The organism is Roseateles sp. DB2 (genome assembly GCF_051857535.1).
Lineage (GTDB): Bacteria > Pseudomonadota > Gammaproteobacteria > Burkholderiales > Burkholderiaceae_C > Roseateles_B.
In genome coordinates, this window is record NZ_JBPZGY010000001.1 from 512,829 (window position 1) to 529,600 (window position 16,772).

General features: G+C 67.4%; 12 protein-coding genes. 3 read left to right on the forward strand and 9 right to left on the reverse strand.

Going from position 1 to position 16,772, the window contains the following annotated elements:
* Window positions 1-11: 11 nt before the first annotated feature.
* Window positions 12-1,211 carry an acyl-CoA dehydrogenase family protein gene (locus tag ACS5PK_RS02185; protein ID WP_439438633.1) on the reverse strand — a complete coding sequence of 400 codons (1,200 nt, stop codon included), beginning with the start codon at window positions 1,209-1,211 and terminating at the stop codon, window positions 12-14.
* Window positions 1,212-1,399: 188 nt separating this feature from the next.
* On the opposite strand from ACS5PK_RS02185, the gene ACS5PK_RS02190 reads away from it, so the two are divergent.
* Window positions 1,400-2,374: an isoaspartyl peptidase/L-asparaginase family protein gene (locus tag ACS5PK_RS02190; RefSeq protein WP_439438634.1), complete on the forward strand. Its 975-nt coding sequence runs from the start codon at window positions 1,400-1,402 to the stop codon at window positions 2,372-2,374.
* Between the two features lie 125 nt (window positions 2,375-2,499).
* On the opposite strand, the gene ACS5PK_RS02195 is transcribed toward ACS5PK_RS02190, so the two are convergent.
* From ACS5PK_RS02195 to ACS5PK_RS02205, 3 genes are all read right to left on the reverse strand, one after another.
* Window positions 2,500-3,348, reverse strand: coding sequence for a PEP-CTERM sorting domain-containing protein (locus ACS5PK_RS02195; protein ID WP_439438635.1), 849 nt, complete (start codon window positions 3,346-3,348; stop codon window positions 2,500-2,502).
* A 268-nt stretch (window positions 3,349-3,616) separates the two neighbouring features.
* Window positions 3,617-6,409, reverse strand: coding sequence for an XrtA/PEP-CTERM system TPR-repeat protein PrsT (gene prsT, locus ACS5PK_RS02200; protein WP_439438636.1), 2,793 nt, complete (start codon window positions 6,407-6,409; stop codon window positions 3,617-3,619).
* A gap of 82 nt (window positions 6,410-6,491) precedes the next feature.
* On the reverse strand, window positions 6,492-6,986 hold the full coding sequence (locus tag ACS5PK_RS02205; RefSeq protein ID WP_439438637.1) for a YajQ family cyclic di-GMP-binding protein: 495 nt from the start codon (window positions 6,984-6,986) through the stop codon (window positions 6,492-6,494).
* A gap of 75 nt (window positions 6,987-7,061) precedes the next feature.
* On the opposite strand from ACS5PK_RS02205, the gene murB reads away from it, so the two are divergent.
* A complete protein-coding gene (gene murB, locus ACS5PK_RS02210; RefSeq protein ID WP_439438696.1) occupies window positions 7,062-8,141 on the forward strand; it encodes a UDP-N-acetylmuramate dehydrogenase in 1,080 nt (359 codons plus the stop codon).
* Here murB and ACS5PK_RS02215 read toward each other — a convergent pair whose 3' ends face one another.
* Genes ACS5PK_RS02215 through argG form a run of 3 tightly spaced genes read right to left on the reverse strand, consistent with a single transcriptional unit; the run spans window position 8,142 to window position 12,284 of the window.
* The gene (locus ACS5PK_RS02215) at window positions 8,142-10,394 is read right to left on the reverse strand and encodes an ATP-binding protein (RefSeq protein ID WP_439438638.1); all 2,253 of its coding nucleotides are present in this window, start codon (window positions 10,392-10,394) and stop codon (window positions 8,142-8,144) included.
* Between the two features lie 4 nt (window positions 10,395-10,398).
* Window positions 10,399-10,947 carry a molybdopterin-dependent oxidoreductase gene (locus ACS5PK_RS02220; RefSeq protein WP_439438639.1) on the reverse strand — a complete coding sequence of 183 codons (549 nt, stop codon included), beginning with the start codon at window positions 10,945-10,947 and terminating at the stop codon, window positions 10,399-10,401.
* Window positions 10,948-10,949: 2 nt separating this feature from the next.
* Window positions 10,950-12,284 (reverse strand): argininosuccinate synthase, encoded by a 1,335-nt coding sequence (gene argG, locus ACS5PK_RS02225; RefSeq protein WP_439438640.1) that lies wholly within the window; start codon window positions 12,282-12,284, stop codon window positions 10,950-10,952.
* Between the two features lie 247 nt (window positions 12,285-12,531).
* Between argG and ACS5PK_RS02230 the strand changes: the two genes are divergently transcribed.
* Window positions 12,532-14,232: a long-chain fatty acid--CoA ligase gene (locus ACS5PK_RS02230; RefSeq protein WP_439438641.1), complete on the forward strand. Its 1,701-nt coding sequence runs from the start codon at window positions 12,532-12,534 to the stop codon at window positions 14,230-14,232.
* Window positions 14,233-14,289: 57 nt separating this feature from the next.
* Here ACS5PK_RS02230 and ACS5PK_RS02235 read toward each other — a convergent pair whose 3' ends face one another.
* The gene (locus ACS5PK_RS02235; RefSeq protein ID WP_439438642.1) at window positions 14,290-14,550 is read right to left on the reverse strand and encodes a GNAT family N-acetyltransferase; all 261 of its coding nucleotides are present in this window, start codon (window positions 14,548-14,550) and stop codon (window positions 14,290-14,292) included.
* 18 nt (window positions 14,551-14,568) lie between these two features.
* Window positions 14,569-16,731, reverse strand: a complete 2,163-nt coding sequence (locus tag ACS5PK_RS02240; protein ID WP_439438643.1) for a prolyl oligopeptidase family serine peptidase — start codon at window positions 16,729-16,731, stop codon at window positions 14,569-14,571.
* Window positions 16,732-16,772 lie beyond the last annotated feature (41 nt).

Consider the following 16,772-nt stretch of genomic DNA (forward strand, 5'->3'; position numbering starts at 1 on the left):
TCCTGCGCGTCTCAGCCCAGCAGGGTCTGGGCGACGATATTGCGTTGCACTTCGTTGGAGCCGCCGTAGATGGTGGTCTTGCGGTGGTTGAGGTAGTGGCTGGTCAGCGAGGCGCAGTGTGCGGCGCCGCCGGGCCAGAGGCCGCCCAGGGCCTGGTCGCCCTGCCAGCCGGCCTCCATGGCCTCGTGGACATAGGGCGTGGCGAAAGGGCCCCCGGCCAGCATCATCAGCTCGGTGTAGCGCTGCTGGATCTCGCTGCCGCGGATCTTGAGCAGGCCTGCCACATCCAGCGACTGCTTGCCTGAGCTCTCGGCGGAGAGCACGCGCAGCACCATCATCTCCAGTGCGACGATGTCTACCTCCAGCAGGGCGATCTGGTCGCGGAAGCGGCTGTCCTCGTAGACGCCCTCCTGCCGGGCGATGCGCTTGAGTCGTTCCAGCTCGCGCTTGGCCCGGTTGACGTCGGCGATGTTGGTGCGCTCGTGGGCCAGCAGGTACTTGGCGTAGGTCCAGCCCTTGTTCTCCTCGCCGATGAGGTTCTCAGCGGGCACGCGGACGTTGTCGAAGAAGACCTCGTTCACCTCGTGCTCGCCGTCCAGCATGATGATGGGCCGTACGGTGACGCCGGGCGACTTCATGTCGATCAGCAGGAAGGAGATGCCGGCCTGCGGCTTGACCTGGGTGTCGGTGCGCACGAGGCAGAAGATCCAGTCGCCGTACTGGCCCAGGGTGGTCCAGGTCTTCTGGCCGTTGACCAGGTAATGGTCGCCCTGGCGCTCGGCCCGGGTCTTGACGGACGCAAGGTCCGAACCGGAGCCGGGCTCGCTGTAGCCTTGGCTCCACCAGACGTCCCCGCTCATGATGCCGGGCAGGAAACGCCGCTGCTGCTCCGGGTTGCCGAAGGCCATGATCACGGGCGCGACCATCACCGGCCCGAAGGGCACCACGCGCGGCGCGCCGGCCAGTGCGCATTCCTCCTCGAAGAGATGGCGCTGGATGGCGTTCCAGCCCGGGCCGCCGAAGCGCTCGGGCCAGGCCCAGCCATGCCAGCCCTTCTTGCCCAGGATGCGGGCCCAGCGCTGCAAGTCCTCCTTGTGCAGGCGCTGGGCGCGGTGCACCTTGTCGCTGATGTCCTGGGGCAAGTTCTCGGCCACCCAGGCGCGGATCTCCGCGCGGAAGGTTTCCTGCTCGGCGGTGAAGGCCAGTTGCATGCATGTCTCCTTGCGTCGTCCGGCGGGACGCGCGTCGTTCCGGTTTTTAGCACGGCCGTTCTTTTTTTCCCTGTCGAATGGGGGACACCGACTGGCTAGGGAATGCCCGGGCGCTCCTCGGCTTCCTCGGCATTCGGCAGGCCTTGGGGGTGGGCGGCCTGCAGCGCCGCGCGATCACAATGCAGGGCATGAACACCTTGCCTGCCATGCTGGCCATCCACGGAGGCGCCGGCACCATTCTTCGACAGAGCACCTCGGCCGGAGCCGAGCAGGCCTATCTGCAGGCCCTGCAGGACATCCTGCGGGCTGGCGAGGCCCTGCTGGCCCAAGGCAGCTCCGCGCTGGACGTGGTCGAGGCCTGCGTCCGCCTGCTGGAGGAGGACGAGCGCTTCAATGCCGGCCGCGGGGCCGTCTACACCGCGGACGGCACCCATGAGCTGGACGCCAGCATCATGGAGGGCCACACCCGGCGCGCCGGCGCGGTGGCCGGTCTGCGCACCACCCGCAACCCCGTGCGAGCGGCCCGGGCCGTGATGGAATCCAGCGGCCATGTGATGCTGATCGGCGCTGCAGCGGACGCCTTTGCCGCGGCACAAGGGCTGGAACAGGTGTCGCCCGATTGGTTCGGTACGCCGGAGCGCCTGGCGCAGTTGCGTCGCGTGCAAGGTGAGGGCGGGGCTGCCGTGCTGGACCATGACGGTGCACGGCGCCAGGCCCTGATCCGGCAGGACGGGCCCTTGGATGAGCGTCAGAAGTTCGGAACCGTGGGCGCCGTGGCCCTGGATGCTCAGGGGCGGCTGGCAGCCGCCACCTCGACCGGTGGCATGACCAACAAGAAGCCGGGCCGGGTCGGGGACTCGCCCCTCCTGGGCGCAGGCTGCTATGCCGACGAGACCGTGGCCGTGTCCTGTACCGGCACGGGCGAGGCCTTCATGCGCAGCCTGGCGGCGCATGAGGTATCTGCCCAGATGCGCCATCTGGGCAGAGGTCTGCGGGAGGCTTGCGAGGATGTGGTCGGTGTGCACCTGCCGGCGGTAGGCGGGCAGGGGGGGATGATCGCTGTGTCGCGCCAGGGCGAGCTGTGCCTGCCCTTCAACACCGAGGGCATGTACCGCGGCTGGGTCCGGCTTGGCGAAGCGCCTGAGGCGCGCATCTTCCGCTGACGGTCCTGTGCCTCATTCAAGAGCCGGGGCGGCTGCCCCGCGCCCGACTTGGCCTGGCGCCCGGCAGGACCCCCAAAACGACGAAAGCAGCCCTAAGGCTGCTTTCTCTCGTTTCAGGGCTGCGTTTACTGCTTGCGGCGGCGGGTGTAGGCCACGGCACCGAAGGCAGCGAAGGCCAGGGCGATGGAGCCGGGCTCAGGCACGCTGCTGGTCCTTTCGGTCACGGCCACGAAGGCCTGCGAGGAGGGGCTGGCCGTGCTCTTGTACACCTTGTAGTTGTAGGCCGACTTGGTCAGGCCCAGAGAGCTGGTCCAGAAGGACTCGTTGGCGTTGTTCAGGGCATCCAGGTACTTCTCAGCCTGGGTGCGCACCGATTCATAGTTGGTGTTGCTGAAGTAGGCGCCGCCACTCTTGGTCGGATCTGCCACACCGCTGTTGGCATCACCCAGCAACTCCCACAGCACGTACTGGAAGGCAGCCGACTTGGTGTTGCTCGTCATGCTGTCCTTGTAGGCGTAGCCGTAAAGCTCGACCAGGTTGTTGTACAGGCTGACGGTACCGGACTTGTATTCGTAGCTATCGACGGTGGAGTAGGGGCTGCTGGTGTACAGGGTCTTGTAGGCCGACGCCGCACCGTTGCCGCTGGTTGCCGTGCCGCCGCTGTCCAGGGTGACGCCCATGAAGGAGTCCAGCGAGGCAGTGCTGTAGGTGCTGGTGAGCTTGCTGGTGGTCAGCGGGTCGACGCAGTAGACCCAGAACTGCTGGCCAGCCGTGGAGTCGTTGACCAGCGACGCGCCCATGGTCTGGCCGGTCTTGGTGTAGGCGCCGATCTGCAGGTCAGCCTGGCCGTAGCGGTTCGTGCCTGCGCTCGAGAGGCTGGTGTTGTAGGCCAGGGCCGAGCCCATGCTCAGCACCGCAATCCCGAGGCTGGCGCCCAAAGTGGCAAAGGTCTTGGTCAGTGCTGCAGTGCTCATGGTCTTGTCGCTTCTTTGCTTGCCGGCATGGTCCGCCCGGCGATGGACGGAAGGCTACCAGCGAATCTGAATCTGTTCATCCCGTGAACGAGGGGCCGATGTCTGAAACAAGGGAACTGTCACGTCTGACGGGGGGTGTAAGCAATTTCAGGGCCATCTTCGCTAAGTGATTGATTCCAAAAGAACGCCCTGGAGGTGGGGCGCCTTTGCGAGATGCCAATGTAAGGCGAGCCGACAAAAGGGTGATCGATCCCGGCCGGCAGGCTTGTCACAGGCCCAGCTCGGCCTTCAGCGCCTTGAACTCCGCGCTGTCCCGGAATCGTCCGGGCATGGCCATGGCGGCCCGCAGCTCCTCGCGAGCATCCGGCTTGCGCCCTGACTTGGCCAGGGCATAGGCCAGGTGGAAGCGCAACTGGCCTTGGTTGGGGTCTCGCAGGCGGGCGTCGCGCAGCAGGCGCAGGCCGGCCTCCACCTCGCCGCGCAGCACATGGATCCAGCCCTGGGCGTCCAGGGCTTCGGGGCTTTCGGGCGCCAGCTTGCGTGCGCGTTCGGCCATGGCCAGGGCGCCGGCGTCCCCCAGCCGCTGCAGCAGCAGGGCATAGGTGGCGATGGCGGAGGCGTCCTGGGGGTCTCTGGCAATGAGGGTGGAGAAGCTGCGCTTGGCGGCTTCGCCCTTGCCCAGCTCGGCCTGCGCCTCGGCCAGGATGCGCAGCAGACCCAAGTCCTGGGGGGCCTTCTGTGACCATGCTTCCAGTGTGGCCAGGCCTTTTTGCGGGTCCCCGCCGCTGGTCTGCGCGCGCGCCAGCAGCAGGGCATTGGCTGCTGTGGGCTCCTGGTCCAGCACTTGCTGGTAGCGCTTGCCTGCCTCGGCGAACTGCCCGCGGGCATAGGCGAGGTGGCCGGCCGTCAGCAGGGCGGGGCTGGCGGTCGGGTACCTGGTCAGCAAGGTCTTGAGCAGGGCGTCGGCACGGGCGTTGTCCTTCTTGCGGTTCGCCACCTCGATGCCCAGCACCAGCACGTTCAGGGCGTCCGCGCCGTTTTGCTGGGCCTTCTGCAGGTTGTAGCTCGCGCCGTCCACATTGCCGATGGCCAGTTGCTGGCGGCCCACCACGACCTGCGCTTCGGCGTCGTAGCCGGCGATGCGGGTGCCTTCCTGGAACAGCACTTTGGCATTGGCAAGATCGCCCTGCATGGCGTAGGTGCGCCCCAGGGTCAGCGCGACTTCCAGGTTGCCCTGGAACTTGCCATTGAGCGCCTTTCCGACCTGGATGGCCTGGTCCAGCTTGCGCTGGCTGGTGTGGAGCTCCATCAGCGTCAGGCCGGGCCGAGGGTCGTTGCGCGAAAGGTTGGCGGCTTTCTCCAGGGCCTCGGCGGCCTCATTGAGGCGTCGCGCGCGGAACTCGAGGATGCCCAGCTGGTAGAGCAGTTGCGGGTCCTCGGCGTCTTTCTTGAGCAGGCCGTCCAGGCGCTGGCGGGCGCTGTCGAACTGCTTTTCCTCGATGTCCAGCCAGCCCAGGTTGATGAGCGCCGGCTTGAATCCCGGGCTCTTGGCCAGCGCCTGCTGGAAGGTGGCTCGGGCACCGCCCTTGTCGCCCAGGCGCCCCTTGATATTGCCCAGGTAGTTGATGAGCATGGGGTTCTGCGGGTCGCTCTTGAGCAGGTTTTCAGCAAGCTGCAGCGCCCGCTGGCCCTTGCCCATGCTGGCGTAGGCGGTGATCAGCTGGATGGCAGCGCGGGCGTCGCCGGGATTGACGGCCAGCACTTTCTCCAGGTTGCTGATGCCGGCCTCGCCCTGCCCCAGGGACAGCTGACTCAGCGCCAGCTCGCGGATGGTGTCAGGCGTGGGCTGCTGGGCGGCGGCCTTGTCGAAGGCTTCGGCCGCTTGGTCATAGCGTTTGCGGGCCAGGTGGACGCTGCCCTGCAGATACAACACCTGCGGATCGTTGGGGCGCAGGCGCTGCAGATTGCTGACGATCAGCTGGGCCTGCGTCGTGTCGCGCTGCTCCAGCGCGATGCTGGCGGCCATCAGTTGGCCGGCGTAGTGGTTGGCATTGAGGGCCAGCAGGTTCTTCAGGTGCTCGCGGGCTTTTTCGTTGTCGCCCAGGGCCTTGTAGGCCATGGCAGCCGCGAAGTTGAGGCTTTCGTCGCTGTTGATCACGCCAGCCGGTTGCAGGCCCAACAGCTCGGTGGTTTGGACATAGGCATCGCGTGCCTTGGCCGCATTGCCCTTGCGTGACTCGATGACGCCGCGCAGGTAGGAGGCCCGGGGGTCGGCCAGGCTGGCCGTCTCCAGGGCGGCGAGGTCCTGCTCGGCTTCCTTGAGCTGCCCGGCCGTGACCAGCAGGCCGGCGCGCGCCACGCGGGCGTCCACATTGAGCGCGTTTTGCTGCAGGGACTTGCCGAAGGAGGCCTGGGCGCCCGCACTGTCCTTGAGTTTCTGCTGGACGGTGCCCAGGGCATACCAGGCGGCGCTGTTGGCCGGCTCGAACTCCAGGGCCTTGCTGATCTGGGCGCGCGCCTTCTCCAGCTCGCCCTGGCGTGCCAGCATGGTGGCTTCCGCCAGCAGAGGCAGGGGCGAGCGCGGCGCCAGCGCGCGGGCCTCGGCAAAGGCCTTGGCGGCGGCCTCCTTTTGCCCCAGGGTGGCGAAGGCGGTGCCGCGCTGGGTCAGGATCTCGGCATGGCTGCCTGCTGGCACGCCATTGGTGTTGATGCGGTCCAGCAGCTTCTTGTACTCGCCCAGGGCGATGTAGAGCTGGCCCAGGTCCACCATCACCTCGCTGCGGGCCACGCCCTGCTTGAGCGCTTCCTCGAAGGCGGCCTCGGCGGAAGGCAGGTCGCCCTTCTTGAGCAGGGTGCGGGCCAGCAGGAGGTGGGCGGAGAGCATGTGCGGGTCCGCCTGCAGGGAGTTGCGCAGCTGGATCAGCGCGCCCTCGACGTCCTTTTTCTCCAGGCGCTGCTGGGCGTCGTCATAGAACTTGCTGGCCGCATCGCCCGCCCCCTGGGCCTGAAGGCAGGCGCCGAGCAACAGCGTGAGGAGGAGGCGGGAGGGCAGGCGGTTCATGGGTGGTCCAGTGCGGGGGGCCGGCATGTGGCCGGCGAAGCAAAGGGACCGCCGCAGCGGCCCCGGCAGGCAGGAGGGGGGATCAGTCCCGGAAGTTGTCGTAGCTCAGGGGCAGATCCGCCATGTCCTTCTTCAGCTGGGCGATGGCCAGCTGGAGGTCGTCACGGTTCTTGCCGGTGATGCGCACGACGTCGCCCTGGATGGAGCTCTGGACCTTGAGCTTGCTGGCCTTGATGGCATTGCTGATCTTCTTCGCGTTCTCGGCATCGATGCCGGAGCGGATCTTGTAGACCTGGCGGACCTTGTCGCCCCCCAGCTTCTCGATCTTGTCGTTCTTGTCCAGGAAGCTGATCACCACGCCCTGCTTGGTCAGCTTGCTATAGAGCACGGCTTCGATCTGCTCCAGCTGGAAATCGCTGTCGCCTACGGAATGGATTTCCTTTTCCTTGGTCTTGAGCTCGACGGAGGCGCTGGTGCCCTTGAAGTCGAAGCGGGTGTCAATTTCCTTCTTGCTGTTGTCCACGCCATGGCCGATCTTGACCATGTCGGGCTCCAGCTTGGTGTCGAAGCTAGGCATCTCTGAATCCTTGAGGGAAGTGCCCACGCCGGAAGAGGCGGGGGAATCTGGGAAAATTCTGCCATGCAACAAGAGATGCCGAACACCCGGGACGAGGGTCAGCCCCCGAATCAGACGAACTCGACGGTGAAAGTCGAGGAGGGCGTGAACCTGCGGCCCTACAACAGCTTCGGTCTGCCCGCCACGGCTCAGCGCCTGGTCCGTATCCAGCAGGAAGCCGACCTGCGCCGCGTGATCGACCACCCCGAACTTGGCCGCGCGCCCAAGTTCGTGCTCGGTGGCGGCAGCAATATCGTGCTGACCCGCGATGTCGAGGCCCTGGTGCTGAAGATGGAGATCCTGGGCAAGCGCGTGGTCGAGGAACGCGAGGACGCCTGGATCCTCGAAGTCGGTGCCGGCGAGACCTGGCACGAGGTGGTGCGCTGGAGCCTGGAACAGGGCTGCCCCGGCCTGGAGAACCTGGCCCTCATCCCGGGGACGGCGGGTGCGGCGCCGGTGCAGAACATCGGAGCCTACGGCGTGGAGATCAAGGACCGCATCGAGGCGGTGGAGGTCATCGACCTCATCACCGGCCGGCCGGTGCGGCTGCCGGCCAGCGTGCTGGCCTTCGGCTACCGGGACAGCGTGTTCAAGCACACGGGCTTCGGTGGCCTGGCGGGCAAGAGCGTCATCACCCGTGTGCTGCTGCGCTGCCCCAAACCCTGGGTGCCGCAGCTGAGCTATCTGGACCTGGAGCGCAAGATGGCCGAGACCGGCATCACCGCGCCCAGCGCGCAGCAGGTCTTCGAGTGGGTCTGCCAGATCCGCCGGGCCAAGCTGCCTGATCCGCGTCAGATCGGCAATGCCGGCAGCTTCTTCAAGAACCCCGTGGTCAGCGAGGAGCAGTGCCGGGACATCATCGGCCGCGACCCCGGCATCGTCCATTACCCCATGCCCGACGGTACGGTGAAGCTGGCTGCCGGCTGGCTGATTGATGCCTGCGGCTGGAAGGGCAAGAGCGTGGGCGGTGCGGCGGTCTATGAACGGCAGGCGCTGGTGCTGGTCAATCGCGGTGAGGCCCGCGGGGCCGAGGTGGTGACGCTGGCGCGAGCCATCCAGGAGAGCGTCTATGGCCGCTTCGGCATCCGGCTGGAGCCAGAGCCTGTCATCGTCTGATCAAGGCTTGATCAGGGGCTGGGAGCACAACTCGCGGCAGCGGGCGATGGCCAGGCGGATGCGCAGCGCGATGGCCTGCAGCACGTCGGCATGACGCTCGGCGCAGGCCGCGGCCTCGAGTTCGGCGGCGGGCTGGCTCAGCAGGCGCAGCCCCAGGTTGGCAGCAGCCCCCTTGAGTTCATGGGCCAGCTCGCGCAGCTGTGTGTGATGAGGGCCGAGCAGCCCTTCGTCCAGGCGTCGCTCGATCTCGGGAAGGCCCGCGATGAAGCGCTCGTAGAGCTGGGCGACGGCTCGGCCACTGAGGTGGTGGCCCAGCTCGGCGATGACCTGTGCGTCCAGCTCCTCCTCCTGCGCCAGGTCCGGGCGTGAACGGGAGGTCGACCTGGGCGCCGCCGCGCCGACAGCAGGTGCGTCCACCTGCTCCCAGGGCTGGCGGTTGAGGGCCACGGTGAGTTCCTGGATGCCCAGGGGCTTGGCCAGGAATTCGTCCATCCCCGCTGCCTGGGCCTGCTGCCGCGTGCTGTCGAAGGCGTCGGCAGACAGGGCGATGATGCGGATCTGCCCCTTGGGTGCACCCATGGCGCGGATCTGGCGGGTTGCCTCCAGGCCATCCATGACCGGTGTGTGCAGGTCCATCAGGACCATGTCGAAATCTTCCAGGCGCAGGCGCTCGACGGCCTGCAGCCCGTTGTCGCAGAAGACAGCCTTGTGGCCCAGGCGCTGCAGCACTGCTTCCAGGAACTGGCGGTTGGTGGCGTTGTCTTCGGAGACCAGGATGCGCAGTTGCCGCAGCGCTGCCAAGGGCACGGCGTCGGGACGCAGCGGGGCCCCGGGCATGAGCCCAGGCCCGCATTCATTGAGCTTGAGCTCTACCGTGAAGACGGAGCCCTGGCCCAGCGCGGACTGCACCTGGATGTCGCCGCCCATGGCTCGGGCCAAGGTGCGGGAGATCTCCAGGCCCAGGCCCGTGCCGCCGAAGCGCCGCGAGCTGCTGGCATCGCCGCGGCTGAAGCGCTGGAAGAGCAGGGCCTGCGTCGCGGAATCCATGCCAATGCCGGTGTCCCGCACCTCGAAGCGCAGCAGGGTATTGCCCAGTGCATCGATCTGGCGGCTCGCCAGCAGGCTGACGCGGCCTTGCTCGGTGAACTTGATGGCGTTGCCGACGAGGTTCAGCAGGATCTGGCGCAGCCGCGTCGGGTCGGCCATCACCCAGCGGGGGACATCCGGCAGGATCTGCAGGTCCAGGGCCAGGTCCTTGGCGTGGGCCTGCGGCCAGCAGACATCTTCCAGCTCGCGCAGCATGGCAGGCAGCTCGGTGGGCTCGGGACGGATGTCCACGCCGCCGGCTTCCATGCGGGAGACGTCCAGGATGTCATTGAGCACCGCGAGCAGGTGGCGTGCGGAGTCGCCTGCGGCCTGCAGTTGCTGGCGTTGGCTCGCATCCAGCTTGCTGTCCTGCAGCAGGGCCAGCATGCCCAGCAGGCCGTGCATGGGGGTGCGCAGCTCATGGCTCATATTGGCCAGGAAGATGCTCTTGGCCCGGCTGCCCGCCTCAGCCTGCTCCTGGGCCTGTGCCAGGTGGCGTGCTTGCGCGCTCTGGGCCCGCGCATAGCTGCGCAGACGGCCGAACTGGCGCAGCACCAGCACAGACAGCAGCAACACCACCCCGACCTCGAAGGCATTGAGCAGCAGGCCGGTGCGGTTGTGGTCGCGTACCACGGCATTGCGCTCGGACACCTGGGCCGCCACGAAATGCGAGGCCGTCAGCGACAGCTCGCGGATGGGGTCGGCCAGTGACTCCAGGCGGTCCAGCACCTCGCGCAGGCGTTCGGGCTGCTCAGCCACCAGGCGGGGGTTGAGCGGCAGGCCGTCCGCCCAGCGGATGAAGGCGCGCGTGCGCTCCAGGGTGAGCCTGTAGTCGGGGCGCTGGCGCAGGATCAGGGTGGCGTGCTCGCTCTCGATCAGACTCAGGCGGCTGACGAAGATCTCGTAGCGCTGCACAACCTGCTCGGCATCGACGCTGGGGTTGGGGCCCAGCGTCTGTTCCAGTGCCAGGCGCAGGCGCAGGGCCTCGGTCTCGAACTGGAAGAGGCTCCAGACGAGGTAATCGTCCTGGTAGCGTTCGGTTGCATCCAGCAGCTGGTACTGCCGGATCTGCAGCCAGCCCATGCCTCCGAGGGCCAGCAACAGCACCAGCACCATGGCCACCGGCAGGTTGAGCCAGCGGCGGAATTTGCGGTGTCCGGGCTCCATGCTGTCAGCGGATTTCCAGGGCCTTCAGCTGCCAGGCACAGCGGCTGTAGTAGAGGCTGGTCCGCAGGCGGCGGTCATCGTCGAAGGGGTAGATGATGAACAGCGGTCCCTTGTCGCGCACGGACATGGGCTGGTCATCCATCAGCCGGGCCAGGATCACCGGGTGCTGCAGCACGTCATCCATGGGGATGCTCACGCGGTAGTCGTTCAGCGCATGGGCCTCGATGCTGCTGCCGCGGGCCCCTGCCAGCGCCAGCACGTCGCGCAGCAGAGGGCCGGTGAACTTGCGGGCTGCCGGGTACCACGGCGTGTTCACCGTGATGCTGCGCTGGGGCAGGGCGGCCAGCATGTCCATGTCAAAGGCGACGCGGCCATCCTGGTTGGCCTTGAGGCCGGCGCCGCTGATGGTCAGCACCACCCGACCCTTCGGGCTGTCCAGAGCCAGGGCCCGCCCCCCCAGCCCCAGGCCTGCCAGCAGCAGGCTGCCAGCTGCCAGCGCTGCCAGCCCCTTGCGGCGGGCAGGCTGCGCAGCCAGGCGGCGCGGCGCCGGCATGGTCAGCCCTCGTTCTTCAGCTGGGGCAGGGCCATGCCGGACCCAGGAGTCAGCAGGCCGACCTTGCTGTAGGTCATGAGCTTGTCGCGGGTGTCGATGATGTCCAGGTTGCGCATGGTCAACTGGCCAATGCGGTCGGCGGGCGAGAAGGGCGCGTCCTCGACCTTCTCCATGGACAGGCGCTCGGGCTTGTAGGTCAGGTTGGCGCTCTTGGTGTCCAGCAGCGAGTAGTCATTGCCGCGGCGCAGTTCCAGAGCCACCTCGCCGGTCACGGCGCGGGCCACCCAGCGCTGGGCGGCCTCGCGCAGCATGATGGCCTGCGGATCGAACCAGCGGCCCTGGTAGAGCAGGCGGCCCAGCTTCATGCCGTTGATGCGGTACTGCTCGATGCTGTCCTCGTTGTGGATGCCGGTCACCAGGCGCTCGTAGGCGATGTGCAGCAGGGCCATGCCCGGAGCCTCGTAGATGCCGCGGCTCTTGGCCTCGATGATGCGGTTCTCGATCTGGTCACTCATGCCCAGGCCGTGGCGGCCGCCGATGCGGTTGGCCTCCAGCATCAGGGCGACCGGGTCGCTGAACTCCTGGCCATTGAGGGCCACCGGCATGCCTTCCTCGAAGCGTACGGTGACGGTCTCGGGCTTGATCTGCACGTCCTCGCGCCAGAAGGCCACGCCCATGATGGGGTTGACGATCTTGATGCCGGAATCCAGGTGCTCCAGGTCCTTGGCCTCATGCGTGGCGCCCAGCAGGTTGGAGTCGGTGGAGTAGGCCTTCTCGGCCGACATCTTGTAGGCGAAGCCTGACTTCTGCATGAAGGCGGACATCTCGGCGCGGCCGCCCAGTTCGTCGATGAAGGTCTGGTCCAGCCAGGGCTTGTAGATCTTCAGCGAGGGGTTGGTCAGCAGGCCGTAGCGGTAGAAGCGCTCGATGTCGTTGCCCTTGAAGGTGGAGCCGTCGCCCCAGATGTTGACATCATCTTCCTTCATGGCGGCCACCAGCATGGTGCCGGTCACGGCGCGGCCGATGGGCGTGGTGTTGAAGTAGATCAGGCCGCCGGTGTGGATGTGGAAGGCACCGCTCTGCAGGGCGGCGATGCCCTCATGGACCAGCTGGGCGCGGCAGTCGATCAGCCGGGCCAGCTCGGCGCCGTAGGCCATGGCCTTGCGCGGGATCTCGTCGTAGTCAGGCTCGTCGGGCTGGCCGAGGTTGGCCGTATAGGCGTAGGGAATCGCACCCTTCTGGCGCATCCAGTGCAGGGCGGCGCTGGTATCGAGGCCGCCGGAGAACGCGATGCCGACCTTTTGGCCGGCGGGGATCTGCTGAAGAATCGTGGACATGAGTGCTTCTGGATGAGGCGTGCGCGGATGCTGCGCTCCCGGCGCACGATGCGGGAGCATCTGGACTTGTCTGGACCGTTTATTCTCTGCGAAATTGCCTACGAATTCAGGCGTTGCGACGGCCATTTGCTTGACGCTTGGCAGATGCAGCATTCGTGCCGTATCAGCCTTTGTCGCCGCGGCGACAGGGGTCTCGGGGGCATCCCGGCAAGATGAGTCGCGCGGGCCGGTGCCCGAGGGAGTGGCCATGAGCGTGGCGGACCAGGACTCGACGCAGCAGGCGAAACGCTACTGGCCGCGGCGCCTGCCTCGGCAATTGGTGCTGCCGGAAACCTCGCTGTGGTTCAACCTGGAAGTCGCTGCGCGGCGCTTTCCCGGGAAGTCTGCCACGCTGTATGGCGGGGCCGCCATGAGCTTTGCCGAACTGCATACGAAGGCCCAAGCGCTGGCCGGCTGGTGGCAGTCGCAGGGTCTGCAAAGAGGGGACCGCATCGGGTTGTTCATGCAGAACTGCCCGCAGTTCCTGGTGGCCTTCTACGCCGCCATGCGGGCCGACGCCGTGGTCGTGCCCATCAATCCCATGAACAAGGTCGAGGAGTTGGCTCACCTGCTGAGTGACTCGGGGGCGCGCGGCCTTGTGTTCGCGGCGGATCTCTTGCCGGTCGTCCAGCAAGCCGTGGCCGGCCTCGCGACCGTGCCAGTGCTGCTGGGCCTGCATTACGCCGATGCCCTGCCGCCATGCGGGCCGGCGGAGGACGCGGGCTTCTCCCCGGCCCTGCGGGAGTGGATCATGGCCCGGCCGCCCCTGCCGCCGGGCGTGGCCTGCTGGCCCGAAGCTCTGGGCGCCGCGCCGCCAGCGCAATCCGCACAGAACGGCCCGGACGACCTGGCCCTGCTGCCCTACACCTCCGGCACCACAGGCCTGCCCAAGGGTTGCATGCACACCCATCGCAGCCTCATGGCCAATTGCTGCGGCGGCGGCCTGTGGGGCTCGGCTTCGCCCGAGGCGGTCAGCCTGGCGGTGGTGCCCATGTTCCACATCACCGGCCTGCTCTACGGCGTGCTCACGCCGGTCTACAACGGGTCGACCCTGGTGCTGCTGCCGCGTTGGGACCGTGAACTCGCCGGCCGGGCGATCTCGCGCTACGGGGTCACGCACTGGACTTGCGTGCCCACCATGATCATCGACCTCTTCGCCAGTCCCCACTACCGCAGTGTCGACCTCAGCAGTCTGCGCTATCTCAGCGGCGGTGGCACGGCCATGCCTCAGGCCGTGGCCCAGCGCCTGCTCGATGAGTTCGGCCTGCAGTTCGCTGAGGGCTACGGCCTTACCGAGACCGCGGCCCCCACGCATGCCAACCCGCCCGAGCGCGCCAAGCTGCAGTGCCTGGGCATTCCCATCTTCGGCGTGGATTCGCGCGTGGTGGACCCTGACACGCTGAAGGAGCTGCCTCCCGGCGAGGTGGGCGAGATCATCAGTGCCGGCCCCATGCTCTTCCTGGGCTACTGGCGCCAGCCCGAGGCCACGGCGGCGGCCTTTGTCGAGATCGATGGCCAGCGCTTCTTCCGCACGGGGGATCTCGGCCGCATGGATGAAGAGGGCTACTTCTTCCTCACCGACCGCCTGAAACGCATGATCAATGCCAGCGGCTTCAAGGTCTGGCCTTCCGAGGTGGAGCTGCTGCTGTTCCAGCATCCGGGCGTGCAGGAGGCCTGCGTGATCGCCACCCGCGATGCCTACCGCGGCGAGTCCGTCAAGGCTGTCGTGGTGCCGCGTGCCGAGGCCCGCGGCACGCTGACGGAAGCGGCGCTCATCGCCTGGGCGCGTGATCACATGGCGGCCTACAAGGTGCCGCGCAGCGTGGAGTTCGTGGAGGCCCTGCCCAAGTCGGGGGCGGGCAAGGTGATGTGGCGGGTGCTGCAGGCCCGCGAGAACGAGTCCCGCTGAGCCTGTTCAGACCTGACCCCGCGGCGGGGCAGGGCGGCGAACCCCGGTACGCCAGCCTCAGGCCTTGCGGCCCTGCCGGTGCAGGTAGCTGGCCACGTAGCTGCAGGCGGGGATCACCCGCAGCTGTTGCTCGCCGGCCCATTGCAGGCCGGCGGCCACCAGTTTGGCGGCCAGGCCCCGGCCCTGCAGGGCGGGCGGCACGCCAGTGTGGGTGAAGACCACGGCATCGCCCTGGCGCTGGTAGTCCAGCACGCAGCGCTTGCCCGGCTCGGGTTCGAGCCAGAACTGCTGCGCCGTGCTGTCGTGCCGGACGTCCATGGTCTTTCCTGAAGGCCTTCAGCGGCCCAGTTGCTGCCAGAGGTAGCTGTACTCCAGCGCCTGCAGGGTGGCGCGCTGCTCGTTGTCGGCCGCACCGCCATGGCCGCCCTCGGTGTTCTCGTAATAGAAGACCTCGTGACCCAGCTCAGTCATGCGGGCAACCATCTTGCGGGCATGGCCAGGGTGGACCCGGTCATCGCGCGTCGAGGTGGTGAAGAAAACCTTGGGATAGGTCTTGTCCTTGCTGACGTTGTGGTAGGGGCTGTACTGGCGGATGACCTCCCAGTCCTTGACATCGTCCGGGTTGCCGTATTCGGCCATCCAGGAGGCGCCGGCCAGCAGCTTGTGGAAGCGGCGCATGTCCAGCAGCGGCACCTGGCAGACCACGGCGTTGAAGAGGTCAGGGCGTTGCGTGAAGGTGGCGCCCATCAGCAGGCCGCCGTTGCTGCCGCCCATGATGCCCAGATGGCGAGGCGAGGTGATCTTGCCCTTGACGAGGTCCTCGGCCACGGCGATGAAGTCCTCGTAGCTGCGCTGCTTGTTGGCCTTGATGGCGGCCTGGTGCCAGGCCGGGCCGAACTCGCCGCCGCCGCGGATATTGGCCAGCACGTAAACGCCGCCGCGCGAGAGCCAGGCACGGCCACGGCCGCCGGAATAGCCCGGCTGCAGCGAGACCTCGAAGCCGCCGTAGCCATAGAGCAAGGTGGGATTGCTGCCATCGGCCGTCGCGCCCTTGGGCCAGATCACGAAGTAGGGCACGCGGGTGCCGTCCTTGCTGGTGGCGAAGCGCTGCTCGGCGCGCATGCCAGCCGCATCGAACTGGGCCTGGCGGGACTTCAGCACCTGGCGCTCGTCACTGCCGGTGCGGGCAAGGAAGAGGGTGTCGGGGGTGAGGAAGTCGGTGTAGTAGAGGAAGTAGCGCTCGGCCAGTTCGTCCTTGGGCAGCTCGCTGTCGTACAGGGCGCCCAGGTGCAGCGCGCCGGGGAAGGGGGCCTTGACCTCGCGGCGCTGCGGGGCCTGGGCCTTGCTGAAGTCCCACTCCTCCAGCTTGCTGGCAACCTGGTCGATGACCGACAGCAGCACGCGGCTGCGAGTCAGGCTGTAGCCCGCCAGCGAGCGGGTGGCCGTGGGCTGGAACAGGACCTTGAACTTGCGCTCACCGCGCTGGTAGGCCTTGAGATCCGTGATCAACAGGGAGCCGCTCTTGAAGGTGCTGCCGCCGACGCTCCAGTCGCTGCGCGGCTTGAGCAGCATCCACGGGCCCCAGAAACCAGACTCGACGTCCTCTGGAATCTCCAGCTTCCCCAGCTTGCCGCCCTGCAGCAGGAAGCTGCTGCTGGTGTAGAAGTCAAGGGCACGCTGGAAGAGCACGCGCTGGTGGCCCGGGGTGCGGTCCACCATGACGCTGGCAGCCACATCCTTGGCCTCGCCTTCGAAGACGGTCCTGGCGGCGCTCAGCGGCGTGCCGCGCTTCCATTGCTTGATGACGCGGGGGTAGCCGGAGTCCGTCAGGCTGCCGGGGCCGAAGTCGGTGCCCACGAAGAGGGTGTTCTCGTCCAGCCAAGTCAGCTGGCTCTTGGCCTCGGGCAGCTCGAAGCCGCCCTTGATGAACTGCTTGCTGACGGTGTCGAACTCGCGGCTCACCTGGGCGTCAGAGCCCCCGCGGGAGAGGTTGACCATGCAGCGCCGGTAGCTGGGACCCAGGCACTGTGCGCCGTGGAAGACCCAGCTTTCGCCTTCCGCCGCGCCCAGGGCGTCGAGGTCCAGCACCGTTTCCCAGGCTGGCGCGGCCTTCTGGTACTCGGCCAGCGTGGTGCGGCGCCACAGACCGCGCTTGTGCTGCTCGTCCTGCCAGAGGTTGTAGAGGAAGCCGCCCATGCGACTGACGCCCGGGATGCGGTCGCGCGCATTGAGCACCCCCAGCAGGTCCTGGCGGATGGGCTCGAACTCAGGCCTGGCCTTGAGCACCTTGAAGCTGGCCTCGTTGCGTTCCTTGACCCAGGCCAAGGGCTTCTCACCCAGCACCTCTTCCAGCCATTGGTGCGGGTCGGCAGGTTCGGGCGCGCTGGCCGCCTCGGCGGCGTGCAGGGCGCCGGGCAGCAGGGCGGCGGCAAGGCTCACGGCAACTGCCAGGGTGGTCAGTTGACGTCGCTTCAGGCGCAGCAGATCCAAGGTCTTCATCGCTTCTCCGGAATTGTTGTTCGAGCCGCCCTCCTGGCAGC